At 57.3% G+C, this 11,968-nt stretch carries 12 protein-coding genes; 1 reads left to right on the top strand and 11 read right to left on the bottom strand.

What is annotated here, in order from left to right:
• Positions 1 to 80: 80 nt before the first annotated feature.
• Positions 81 to 479, bottom strand: coding sequence for a hypothetical protein (locus tag F560_RS0112065; protein ID WP_169449902.1), 399 nt, complete (start codon positions 477 to 479; stop codon positions 81 to 83).
• Positions 480 to 796: 317 nt separating this feature from the next.
• Here F560_RS0112065 and F560_RS0112055 point away from each other — a divergent pair, with 317 nt between their 5' ends.
• Entirely contained in the window at positions 797 to 1,579 is a 783-nt protein-coding gene (locus F560_RS0112055) for an exodeoxyribonuclease III (RefSeq protein ID WP_033396080.1), read from the top strand.
• A gap of 86 nt (positions 1,580 to 1,665) precedes the next feature.
• Here F560_RS0112055 and gdhA read toward each other — a convergent pair whose 3' ends face one another.
• From gdhA to F560_RS23130, 10 genes are all read right to left on the bottom strand, one after another.
• Entirely contained in the window at positions 1,666 to 3,036 is a 1,371-nt protein-coding gene (gdhA, locus tag F560_RS0112050; protein WP_019005988.1) for an NADP-specific glutamate dehydrogenase, read from the bottom strand.
• A 91-nt stretch (positions 3,037 to 3,127) separates the two neighbouring features.
• On the bottom strand, positions 3,128 to 4,111 hold the full coding sequence (locus tag F560_RS0112045) for a diaminopimelate dehydrogenase (protein WP_019005987.1): 984 nt from the start codon (positions 4,109 to 4,111) through the stop codon (positions 3,128 to 3,130).
• 221 nt (positions 4,112 to 4,332) lie between these two features.
• A complete protein-coding gene (locus tag F560_RS0112040; protein WP_019005986.1) occupies positions 4,333 to 5,127 on the bottom strand; it encodes an ABC transporter ATP-binding protein in 795 nt (264 codons plus the stop codon).
• Entirely contained in the window at positions 5,127 to 6,053 is a 927-nt protein-coding gene (locus F560_RS0112035; protein ID WP_019005985.1) for an ABC transporter permease, read from the bottom strand. Before F560_RS0112035 ends, F560_RS0112040 begins: the two co-directional genes overlap by 1 nt.
• Positions 6,054 to 6,128: 75 nt before the next feature.
• Positions 6,129 to 7,184: an ABC transporter substrate-binding protein gene (locus tag F560_RS0112030; RefSeq protein ID WP_019005984.1), complete on the bottom strand. Its 1,056-nt coding sequence runs from the start codon at positions 7,182 to 7,184 to the stop codon at positions 6,129 to 6,131.
• 277 nt (positions 7,185 to 7,461) lie between these two features.
• Complete coding sequence (locus F560_RS0112025; RefSeq protein ID WP_019005983.1) at positions 7,462 to 8,235, bottom strand: MerR family transcriptional regulator; 774 nt, start codon at positions 8,233 to 8,235, stop codon at positions 7,462 to 7,464.
• A gap of 20 nt (positions 8,236 to 8,255) precedes the next feature.
• Positions 8,256 to 8,393: a hypothetical protein gene (locus tag F560_RS25570; RefSeq protein ID WP_019005982.1), complete on the bottom strand. Its 138-nt coding sequence runs from the start codon at positions 8,391 to 8,393 to the stop codon at positions 8,256 to 8,258.
• A gap of 2 nt (positions 8,394 to 8,395) precedes the next feature.
• Entirely contained in the window at positions 8,396 to 9,442 is a 1,047-nt protein-coding gene (locus F560_RS0112015) for a DUF1835 domain-containing protein (RefSeq protein ID WP_019005981.1), read from the bottom strand.
• 243 nt (positions 9,443 to 9,685) lie between these two features.
• Positions 9,686 to 10,957: a GyrI-like domain-containing protein gene (locus F560_RS24645; RefSeq protein WP_019005980.1), complete on the bottom strand. Its 1,272-nt coding sequence runs from the start codon at positions 10,955 to 10,957 to the stop codon at positions 9,686 to 9,688.
• A 103-nt stretch (positions 10,958 to 11,060) separates the two neighbouring features.
• Entirely contained in the window at positions 11,061 to 11,948 is an 888-nt protein-coding gene (locus F560_RS23130) for an AraC family transcriptional regulator (protein ID WP_019005979.1), read from the bottom strand.
• Between the last annotated feature and the right edge of the window lie 20 nt (positions 11,949 to 11,968).

The raw sequence follows: 11,968 nt of genomic DNA, 5'->3' as shown, positions 1-11,968 counted from the left end.
CTTATCGACAGGATGGAGTATGTAAATCCGCTTAAAAGAAAGCGGTCCAAGTCTCCCTCAGACCGCTTCCCCTTTACGAATTAAAGCCAATGGATATCGAGGTTGTACAAGGCGTTGTGGCTTCCACCCGGGTAGCTGACGGAAACATAGAGCTTAACGGGAATGTCTGCGCCCGGATTCGAATTGGTGAAGGTGAAGATGGTGTTGCCGCCGGAAACGGTCTTGGAAGCCTGCACATAGTTGCCCGTGCCATCATCCGCGTATAAGTACGGATAATAATCCCCGGAAAGCGTAATCGTCACGGTCGTGCCGTTCACGTCGGCAGGACCGGCGATGAAGGAACTCGCATGCGCGGACGGCTCGCCTTCGTAATAGAATTCATACTCTTGGCTCGCCGCGAAGGCGGGCACAGCCAGAACAAGCGCAAGCGCCAACATCAGCATTAAAGAGACGGACTTCCTCATCGTTTTTACCATCATCAATCTGCACGCTCCTTCAAAATGTAGAGTTGTTGAATGGCAATACTGAAAATTCCGACGATAAGTACGAAACGATGCCGCGCGACGGCTCCGGGACGTTAACCTTGTTTGACCTCATCCCCTCCTTCCATGACACAAAAGTCATAATCATTCAAAAGATAATGATAATCATTATCATTAGCAATGACAGCTTGATTTTAGCTTTGCTTGGCACATTTTGTCAACCTTATTTTTCAAGGTTTATCCTTTCGCTTTTCGGAGCGCTCCGTATGTTACACTGAGAAAAGAACGCGGAAGATACAAGGAGATGGACGATGATCAAACTGGTTTCCTGGAATGTCAACGGACTGAGAGCCTGCGTCAACAAAGGCTTTTGCGATTATTTCCGGCAAGCGGATGCGGATATATTCTGCGTTCAGGAAACGAAGCTGCAGGAAAGCCAGATCCGCCTCGAACTTGGAGAGGCGTATTTGCAGTTTTGGAACTATGCGGAGAAGAAAGGATACTCCGGAACCGCCGTCTTTACCAAACTGGCGCCGCTGTCGGTAAGGTACGGCCTTGAGGAGGAGCAAGAGCCCGAAGGACGCGTCATCACGCTGGAGTTTGAGCCTTTTTACCTTGTCAATGTGTATACGCCCAACGCAAGGCGGGATTTGTCGAGGCTGGCGCTGAGGCTGGAATGGGAGGACCGGTTTCTCGATTACTTGCGGGAATTGGACAGCCGGAAGCCCGTCGTGATCTGCGGCGACTTGAATGTGGCCCATCAGGAAATCGACCTGAAAAACGCGAAAGCCAACCGCGGCAATTCCGGCTTTACGCAGGAAGAGCGGGACAAGCTGACCCGGCTGCTGGACGCCGGATTCGTGGATACCTTCCGGCATTTTTACCCCGACCGGACGGACGCCTACACCTGGTGGTCCCAGATGCCCGGTGTGAGGCAGCGGAACATCGGCTGGCGCATCGATTACTTTCTGGTCTCTTCCCGGCTCACGCCCTTTCTGATCGACGCGGACATCGACGCCCATGTGCTCGGAAGCGACCACTGCCCGATCCGTCTGGAGATAGCGGATTTGTCCGGCGGCCGGCCGGAAGCCGAATAACAAGAAGCCGGGCGGTGATGCCCGGCTCTCAACTTGTTTGTTGCATTCGGTTGGACGTTGTCCTGACTTCACGTACCCGGCGCACCTTATACAACGCCCTGCGCGATCATGGCTTCCGCCACTTTCACGAAGCCGGCGATGTTGGCGCCGACGACTAGATTGCCGGAATAGCCGTAACGATCGGCTGCTTGAACGCAGTTGTTGTAAATGTTCCGCATAATGTCGTGCAGCTTCGCATCGACTTCCTCGAACGTCCAGGACAGCCGCATGCTGTTCTGGGCCATCTCCAACGCGGAAACGGCGACGCCGCCGGCGTTTGCCGCCTTGGCCGGCGCGAACAGCACACCGGCTTTAAGGAACACGTCGATCGCTTCCAGCGTGGAGGGCATATTCGCCCCTTCCCCGATCGCTTTCACGCCGCCGGCCACGAGCTTCCTGGCGGATGGCTCGTCGATTTCGTTTTGCGTCGCGCACGGCAGCGCGATGTCGCACGGAATGGACCAGATGCCTTCGCAGCCTTCGGTGTACACCGCGTGCGGATGCTCCAGCACATATTCCTTAATCCGTTTGCGCTCCACTTCCTTAAGACGCTTGACCGTCTCGAGGTTCAGGCCGTCCGGGTCGTAAATATAGCCGTCGGAGTCGCTGCAGGCCACGACTTTGGCGCCAAGCTGCTGCGCCTTTTCGATGGCGTAGATGGATACGTTGCCCGAGCCGGAGACGACAACCGTGCTGTCTTTGAAGCTAAGACCGCGGGATGCCAACATTTCATGAACGAAGTAGACGCATCCGTAGCCGGTCGCTTCCTTGCGGGCCAGACTGCCGCCGTACCCGATGCCTTTGCCCGTCAGCACGCCCGCTTCGTTACCTCCGCGAATCCGTTTGTACTGGCCGAACATATAGCCGATCTCCCTGGCGCCGACGCCGATGTCGCCGGCCGGCACGTCGATGTCCGGACCGATATACTTGTACAGCTCCGTCATGAAGCTTTGGGTGAACCGCATGATTTCGTTGTCGGATTTGCCCTTCGGATCGAAGTCCGAACCGCCTTTGCCGCCGCCGATCGGCTGGCCGGTCAGGCTGTTTTTGAAAATTTGCTCGAAGCCGAGAAATTTGATAATGCTGGCGTTGACGGAAGGATGGAACCGGATTCCGCCCTTGTACGGTCCGAGCGCGCTGTTAAACTGCACGCGGAAGCCGCGGTTCACCCGGACCTTGCCGTTATCGTCCACCCAAGGGACGCGGAAGGTGACGACGCGCTCCGGCTCCGAAATCCGCTCCAGGATGTTGTGCTCAATGTATTCCGGATGCTGGGCGAACACCGGGATAAGCGAATCGAAAATTTCCTTGACCGCCTGATGAAATTCGGCCTCATGGGGATTGCGTTTCACGACGGTCTCATATACCGAATGAACGTATTGCGTCGCCTGGTCTTGCCCGGTAGAAATCGTAATCACTTGGATATCGTCTCCTTTATTTTTTTGACCGCGCCCTAATGGTGGACTCCCCAAAATCCAGCGCTTCCTCAAGCGGCTTCAAGCCTGGCGGTTACAGCAGCTCCCGCCGCAGTTGTTCCGGGGATTTGGGCGACAAATAGCCGATCGGCAGATCGAAAATCGTCTTGGCGCCGACCGCTCCTTCCCGCCGCATCCGATAGCCGGCCCTTGCGCATGCCACGAGAACGCTGGCCGTAAACTCCGGATTGCTTTCCAGCTTCAAGCTGAACTCGATCAACTGCTTCGTGCCTTCGCCCGTAATTCCGCTGCGAATGACAAAACCGCCATGCGGCATCCCGCGGTGATGCGCTTGCAGTTCTTCTTCCGTTATGAACGTGACGGTCGTATCGTAGTCCGCGAAATAATTCGGCATCGTCACGATCGCTTCGCGGATTTTCTCCTTGTCCGCGCCTTCCTCCGCAACGACAAAGCACTGTCTCACATGCTTCTCGCGCGTGGACAAATCCGGCGTCTCGCCCGCGCGGATGCGGTCGATCGCCTCCTGAACCGGCACGGTGTACTGAACGCCCGCCTTGACGCCCGGTACGCGCCGGATGGCGTCGGAATGGCCTTGGCTTACGCCTTTGCCCCAGAACGTGTAGTCTTTGCCCTGCGGCAAAATCGCTTCCGCAAGCAGCCGGTTCAGCGAGAACAGCCCGGGGTCCCAACCGGTCGAAATGATGCTGAGCGTCCCCCCCTGCTTGGCCGCCGCATCGACCGCCTCGAAGAACTCGGGAATTCGGGCGTGCGTATCGAAGCTGTCGACCGTATTGAACAGGCGCGCCATGACAGGCGTCTGCTCCGGCAGATCGGTCGCCGAACCGCCGCAGAGGATCATCACGTCGATTTTGCCCCGATACTGCTCCGCCGCCGAAATAGGCTCAAAACGGACTTCCGTTTCCGCCTGCAGCCGGGCGGGATCTCTTCTTGTGAACACGGCCACAAGCTCCATATCCGGATTTTGGCGGATGGCTTTCTTCACGCCTTTCCCGAGGTTTCCGTATCCGACGATCCCGATTTTGATTCTGTCTCCCACTGCATGTCCTCCTAACGTTGACTGCTTTACCTAATTTTTCAGTATAATGATATTTGACAAATGATGAAACATTTTTCTGTGAAGTATTAACAAAAATCTTGTGAAAAGTTTAGGATTCCCCTTATTTTGCGCCCTCCGTACCGCGATTGTCTTCCCTGCCGCCCCGCGAAAAAAAAGGCCGTCCCCAAGGCTATAGTGCCTCGGGAACGGCCATTTCGTATTTAGCCTAAGACGACGCGGTCGTCCGCCAGCTTATGTCCGCTGATCCGCTCAAATTCGGCCAGCAGCTGCGGGACGGTCAAATCCCGCTTGCGGTTTTCGGGAATGTCGAGAATGATGCGGCCCTTGTCCATCATAATGAGCCGGTTGCCGAGACGGATGGCCTGCTCCATGTTGTGGGTGACCATCAGCGTCGTCAGCTTCATCTCGCGGACAATGCTCTCGGTAAGCCGCGTAATCAGCTCGGCGCGAGCCGGGTCGAGCGCTGCGGTGTGCTCGTCCAGCAGCAGGATGTCGGGCTTCGTGAACGTGGCCATCAGCAGGCTGAGCGCCTGCCGCTCGCCGCCGGACAGCAGGCCGACCTTCGCCTTCAGGCGGTTCTCCAGGCCGAGACCGAGCCGCTGCAGCTGCTCGCGGAACAGCTTGCGCCTGGCGGCGGAGACGCCCCAGCTCAAGCCGCGCGGCTTGCCGCGCCGGTAAGCCATCGCCAGGTTTTCTTCGATGGTCATCGTCGGCGCGGTGCCGGCCATCGGGTCCTGAAAGACGCGGCCGATCCAGCGGCTTCTTTGGAACTCCGGCAGATGGGAGATGGACGTGCCGCCGATCTTCACATCGCCAAGATCGGGCTTCAGGACGCCGGAGATGATGTTCATCAGCGTGGACTTACCCGCGCCGTTGCTGCCGATCACGGTGACGAAATCGCCCGGATTCAGCTTCAGCTGAATGTCGATCAAGGCGATCTTCTCGTCCGGGGTGCCCGGGTTAAACAGCTTGGAGACATGGTTCAGCTCCAGCATCAGATCCCCCCCTTTCCGCGCGCCGAAACCGCAAGCTCTGCCGTCCGCTTGCGGGCATTGCTCTTCTGCTTGTAGTGGCGCCGAATCGTGGGAATGACCAGGGCGACGATGACGATCAGCGCCGTGATCAGCTTCAGGTCGGTCGACTTCAGCTTCAGCCACTCCGCCCGATAAGCCAGCGCCAGCACGATCCGGTAGACGATGGAGCCGATCACGACGGCAAACGTCGTCCAAAATACGCCCCGCGTCCCGAGAATCGCTTCCCCGATGATGACCGAGGCGAGCCCGATCACGATCATCCCCACGCCCATCGTCACGTCCGCGAATCCCGAGTCCTGCGCGATCAGCGCGCCGGAAATCGCAACCAAGCCGTTCGACAGGCTGATGCCGAGAATGGTCGCGTTATCGGTGTTGCCTCCGAAGCTGCGAATCATCCGATTATTGTCGCCTGTCGCCCGCAGAGCCAGCCCCTTGTCCGTATGAAGAAAGGCGTCGAGCAGCAATTTGATCGCGAAGACGACGATCGCCAGGACGAGAATGTACTTCCAGGTCACCGAATCGATCGGCGAGAACAACGTGTCGGCATTGATCAGCGAGACATTCGGCTTGCCCATGATCCGGATGTTGATCGAATAAAGCGCGATCATCATCAGAATGCCCGATAGCAGACCGTTGATCTTGCCCTTTGTATGCAAAAGTCCGGTGCAGGCTCCCGCAGCGAGCCCTCCGGCAAAGGCCGCCAGCGTCGCGATCCAGGCCTCGTAGCCGTGCGAGATCATGACGGCGGCGATGGCGCCGCCCGTGGCGAAGCTGCCGTCGACGGTCAGATCCGGAAAATCCAGAATCCGGAACGTGATATAGACCCCCAGCGCGAGCAGCGCGTACATGAGGCCGAGCTCGACGGCGCCGGTAAGCGATTGAAACATGAATGGATACCTCCTGTGGACAAGAAAAACGGGGCGAACGCACTATCTCCGTTCCCCCCATCTGATCCTGCGCAATTACTGAATGATATTATTTTCCGGATCCTGTACCTTCTTCTTCATATCGTCGGTCACCGTAATGCCTTGCGCCTCGGCTGCCTTCAGGTTCAGCATCAGATCGAGCTTCTCCGGCTTGCTGACCTTCAGGTCGCCGACTTTCTTGCCGTTCTTCAGCACTTCGACGGCCATCTGGCCGGCTTGGTAGCCGTGATCGTAGTATTTGAAGCCGACGGTCGCGAACGCGCCTTTCTCCAGCGTATCGCGGTCGCTCGAGAAGAACGGAATTTTGTTTTCATTCGCGACTTGAATGATCGTATCCACGGCGCTGACGACCGTATTGTCGAGGGTGATGAAAAGGGCGTCCACGCGGCCGACGAGCGACTCCGCCGCCTGCTTGACTTCGGAGGTGTTCGTAACCGGCGCTTTGACGAGCTTGATGCCGTGCTTCTCCAGCGCTTGCTGCGCGTTGTTCGTCATGACGACCGCGTTCGGTTCGCTCTCATTCAGGATGACGCCGACCGTCTTGATGTCCGGCAAGTCCGAAGCAATGAAGTCCATCAACTGCTGAATGGCCGCCGGGTTCGTGTCGGAGGCGCCGGAAACATTGCCGCCCGGTTTGTCCAGATTGTCGACGAGCTTCGCGTCGATCGGGTCCGTGACCGCCGCAAACAGCACCGGGGAGTCCTTCACGTTCTGAACGACCGCTTGCGCCGAAGGAGTCGCGATCGCAAGCACCAAATCGTACTTCTGCGAAGCGAGCTTCTGCGCGATCGCCAAGTTGTTGCTCGGATCGTTCTGCGCGTTGTTGTAATCGACCTTGAGATTTTGGCCTTCCACGATGCCCGCGTCCTTAAGCGCGGCCAGGAAGCCTTCGCGGGTCGCGTCCAGGGACGGATGTTCGACGATCTGGGAAATGGCGATCGAATATGTCTTGGCATCCGCGCTTGCGCTGGCGCTCGGGCTTTCGCTTGCCGACGGGCTGGCTCCCCCGGAATTGTCCGGTTTGGCGCCGCACCCGGCCGCCGCCAAGATGGAAAGCGCTACCATCAGCGGTGCCCACAATTTCTTTTTCATACACTCTTCCCCTTTCGGAAATGAAAAACACCTGTATGATGTTCAGTTTAAAGTCGCGAAGACCGTTTAGTCAATTCATTCGTTTAAATTGTGGCGCGTTAAAGCGTCTATCTGTCGATATTTCACAATGAAAACCCTTTATTGTTATGTTTTTTATGGAAATTAACCTTAATTCTCAACGGCTTGGAACGCTTGTCCGATCCGTGGCGATCGCTTTCGTAAACAAAGAAAGGAGCGTCCGGCAGTCGACCGACTCCCGTACGCCCCTTGCGCGGACTTATCGTTTTCCTTGATCCAGACCTGTGTAAATCAGGATCGCGTCTCTGAAAAACGCCGCCGTGCCCGGCTGCTTTTCGTCGTAATACGCCCTAAAGCGCTCGTCTTCGACATACATTCGGGCCAGTCCGGCATGCGCTTCCTTGGTGTACTCGCTCCAGTAAAAGGTCAGCCACCGCTTATGCAAATCGGCCGCCTTTTGCGCCAGCTCGCCGGAAGGATCGCCCGTTTGAAACGCTTCGGCCAGCGTCGCTTTCACCTCGTTTGCCAAGCGCGTCGCTTCCTCGTGCTCCGCTTGCGTCATGTTCATCAGCCTTTGATTGGACCGGTTAACGGCTTCGTCGCCGTATTTTGCGCGAATTTCCGCCCCGTACTTTCTCTCGTTCTCTTCGATCATCTGCCGTTTGAAGCCTTCGAACTTCTCTTGATCGGTCATCGTCATCCTCCCTTCGTGCAGGGCGATCGTTTTTTCCACATTGGCGATCAGCTTATCCAGCTGCTTCCGTTTGCCGAGGAGTTGCTCGCGGTGTTCTTTCAGGGCCTTGATCCGGTCAAAGGAGGGATCGTTCAGGATGTCCTTGATTCGGTCCAGGCCGACGCCCAATTCCCGGTAAAACAAGATTTGCTGCAGCCTGTCGACCTCAGCCTGACCGTAGATCCGGTACCCCGACGAATTGATCCTGGCCGGCTTCAGGATACCGGTCGTATCGTAGTATCGGATCGTCCGGGCGCTGATTCCCGCCAATTGCCCAAGCCTCTGAACGGTGTATTCCATGCGCTCACCTCCCGACAACATCACCGTACACCTTGACGCAGCGTAAAGGTCAACCCTTTTTTATACGTCAAATACGGATCGCCTTCGCCCCGGCCGTCGGGCCGGACAAGTACCATCTCCTTCACCTTAAGTCTGCTCTGGCGGAGCAGGCCGTACACCTTTACGTTTCCGCCTTTGTTCTCACGCTGTAATGCCTCATGGCCCGCGGAACGCCTTTGATTTCGAGATATCCGCTGTAAATCAGCTCCCGAAGCCGGTATTCGAAGTAACCGTCCCCGATGTATTGATCGCAATACCCGATCGCTTGGCCGATCACTCTGGCCGCTTTGATGAAATCCCGATTGCCTCTGTCTTTATGAAGCTGCTCGACGATATTCCGCAAATAGCCGTCAAAATAGTCCGCCCCGACCTGAACGATTCTTCCGTCTTGATAGATGCGCAGCACCTCGCGGCGTTCCGCAAGCTCCAGCCATTCGCGCTCCAGGGCGGTTCTCTCCCTGTCCGACAACGGTGGAACTTCTTTGCATTCGTACAAAACGGCCTGCAGCTTGTCGGGCGGGATTTCCCCCGAGTGCAAATAGGCAAACCGCGTCAGGGCGCCGTCAAACAACCGTTCGCAAACGGCCGGCGCATCCAGCGTCGCGATCTCGTTCGGATGTTCCCTCAGCAGGTATGCCGCAAGCCGCAATCCCGCCTGTTCGTGCGCATTTCCGCCGGCCCACACGTATATCTTCGCTTGCGGAGGAATTTGCGAGAGGTAGCGCAGGAGCTGCTGATCCGTCTTTTCGCCGTCGTCCTCATCGTCTCCGTCGTTGATATGGTCCCGGAGCCATTCGCGCCTGTGCTGCCGCCCATGATCCTCATGAAGCTGCCATAAGGGTCCGATGGAGTACAGATCGCGGAACGCGACGATTTTGTCGGTGTTCTCCCGGCTCAGCGATTTCAACGCCTGCTTCAGGCTCCCGGCGAAGGACTCGCCGAAGGCGATATGAACGGCCGTGCAGCCGTCGTCGGGCTCCCAACGCTTGCTGCCGCTGCGGGCCGCGATCAGCGCATGGCCATGATCCAACAGCTCATTGTACAGCTCCTCTTGGGAGAGAGCGCCGTCTTTCGCCAAATCGAGCTTCATGACCATATGAAGCAGCAACAACTTGGCCTCCCGCCCGGTCAGCTGCAAAATCGCGTCGCGGACTTCAGTCGCTTTCATCGCGATGCCCCCCCCTTTTGCGGTTTCGTAAAGATGACTTGCCGTTCTCGTTCGGATCAGCGATGCTAAGATTAAGCTACCACATTCCTTCACAAGTGTCTCCTGTAAGCCCCAAACAGGAAAGGAGCCGCCTTCTGCAGCTCCCTCGTTTCGTTTTTGCCATAATATCGACCGTAATCCGGACTTTGGAACCGCTGAATCGCGCCTTTGAAAAAAGGCGGGAATGCCTCGGCAGAAGCCAATTCATGATGCAGGGCGATTCATCTGCGCAACGGCGATTCGATTGCCGTCCGGATCGAGCAATACGAATCCGGACAACCCGCGGAAGCCGTCGAGCTCGCCCGCCACTTGAAAACCGTGCTCCCGAACGTACGCAAGTGCACGATCCGCATTTTCCGTCTCCACATAAAAGAGCGGGGTCGACGTCTCCCGATTCGGGTTCAGCAGCAGCGCCGCTCCCCGCGTCACGGGAACCGAATGGATCGGCCGCTCGGCGCTCTCCTCCTCGTACGGCAATCCGAACAGGTCGGCGTACCAGCGCTCCGCCCGCCGCGTGTCCTTTACGTCCGCGAAAACGCCGCCGATCCGAGGCAGGACGGGACTCTCCGCGCGAAACTCCCAATCCGTACCCGGTTGGGCGGTCCAGCAGGCCATAAGCGCATTGCCTTCCGGATCGCGGAAATTGAAGTACGCCATCGCGCCGTGGCGCTCCGGCTCGAACAACGGCTCCGCCTTTGCCTGCACATAGCGATAGGCGTCGTCAATATCGGCGGCCGGCAGCATGAACCGGGGCATCATCTCTTCGCGCCAGGCCGGGTTTTGCCGGTTGGCCGCGTTGGTGTCGAGAATGAGATGCGTGCCCGGAAGGTCGAACCAATAGACCGGACCGCCGTTGAGGCGCTTCTCAAGCACGGGCAGCCCAAGCAGGCGGCTGTACCACTCCGCGGACCTGCGCAAATCCGTCACATGGACGAACGCGCTGGCGATCCGGTTTTCCAGCGGAACCGGTTGAGCGGGCCGGATCGGGAACCAAATGTCCATGACCGATTCCGGATCATGGTTGCCGCGGTAGCGTTCGTCGTAATATTCGAATTCCGCGCCGTCTCGGAAAACGTAACCGGATTGCGGCAGCCACTCGTCCCAGAAGTAGCGGAAAGCCACCCCGATCTCGTCGATGACGCCTCGACGGGTCACGACGCAGTACAATCCGCCCGGAACCGACTCCACCGTCATCCCCTGGGGCACGCGTTCCGCCCGGGAGACGCCGACGGCCGCCACATAGTCGAACGGATCGTCCGGCTTGCAGTCCGGGGGAAGCAGGCACAAGCCGTACATACCGCCCTCGATGTGTTCGATCTCCCCCACTCTTTCGTTAAAGCGGTTCCACAGGCGGGAAATCTCGTTCTCCGACGGCGGAACGTCGGCGGATGGAACGAAACGGATTTTCTCCCCGACCGCCAGGAAGGCGTCTTTCCAGACGACGCGCGTTTGAAGGATGCCCGCGTAATTGGCCAACTTGAACCGTCTCCTTTTCCGATATTCGATGACCGATTCTGCCCTTGCAAGCTGCCGCCGTTACAATTTGGAAATGTCCGGATGTTTTATAGGAAAGTATTCTTCATTTCAGATGCAATTCCTGCCTGTCGCAGAGCTTATCCCTGCATTTTACGGGTACCCATAATTCGTTTTTGTTTTCTTCCGGCGGCAAGTAGCATTCGATCGCGGGCAAATAAGCAAGCTCGTAAGCCGAAGCAGGAACCCATTCCGTATACAAGCGCCTCCACATCTCCCCAAGCGCTTCCGGAGGGCCTTCCGCTTCAAAAACGGCCCATGCGGCTTTAGGAAACTCCCTTTTGATCATCTTTTCAGGCGGCGTTTGACGGGAGACCGTGGACATGATGTAGTTGAACTCTTCCTTTTGGCCATGCTCGCCATCCGCACATACCCCCAGGATCCCTCTGATCGGGTGTTCCGCATCGCGCACTTCCCACAGCTTCCCGAAAAGCCCTTCGCGCGCTGCGCTGGCCCATAAACCGGGGACAATCCGGAAAGCATCGTTTGTGCTCACGCGGGTTTGAATGCCTACGATGGAAAAGCCGTCCAGCTCTTCGATTCTGTAATTCATTTCCGACACTCCTTGGACGGAGAACTGAAAGGAGATTCGCGAATAAGCCCTGAGCTTGGTCCCTGGGTGGCGGGCGGCGGTCGGCGCAGCGCCGTGCAACTGTTGAAACGCGCGGGCGAACGCCTCGGGCGAGTCGTAGCCGTACTTGAGCGCAAGATCAATCACTTTGACACCGCTGTTCTGAAGTTCAAAAGCCGCAAGCGTAAGGCGCCGCCGTCTTATGTACTCCGATAAGGAAACATCGGCAATAAACGGGAACATGCGTTGAAAATGATATGCGGAGCAACCCGCGACCTTCGCCGCCTCTGCGTAGTCAATATCTTCCGTAAGATGATCTTCGATATAGCCGATGGCTTTATTCATTCGTTCGACCCAATCCACTCGCCACCCTCTCCTTCCAA

It is taken from the genome of Cohnella laeviribosi DSM 21336 (assembly GCF_000378425.1).
Taxonomy (GTDB): Bacteria; Bacillota; Bacilli; order Paenibacillales; family Paenibacillaceae; genus Cohnella; species Cohnella laeviribosi.
Note: the sequence above shows the minus strand (reverse complement) of the source record. Positions and strands in the feature narration are given on the sequence as shown.

Coding starts and splice junctions, on each gene's coding strand:
- F560_RS0112065 (WP_169449902.1), bottom strand. CDS start 479: ATGATGGTAAAAACGATGAGGAAGTCCGTCTCTTTAATGCTGATGTTG.
- F560_RS0112040 (WP_019005986.1), bottom strand. CDS start 5,127: ATGCTGGAGCTGAACCATGTCTCCAAGCTGTTTAACCCGGGCACCCCG.
- F560_RS0112035 (WP_019005985.1), bottom strand. CDS start 6,053: ATGTTTCAATCGCTTACCGGCGCCGTCGAGCTCGGCCTCATGTACGCG.
- F560_RS0112015 (WP_019005981.1), bottom strand. CDS start 9,442: ATGAAAGCGACTGAAGTCCGCGACGCGATTTTGCAGCTGACCGGGCGG.
- F560_RS0112030 (WP_019005984.1), bottom strand. CDS start 7,184: ATGAAAAAGAAATTGTGGGCACCGCTGATGGTAGCGCTTTCCATCTTG.
- F560_RS0112025 (WP_019005983.1), bottom strand. CDS start 8,235: ATGGAATACACCGTTCAGAGGCTTGGGCAATTGGCGGGAATCAGCGCC.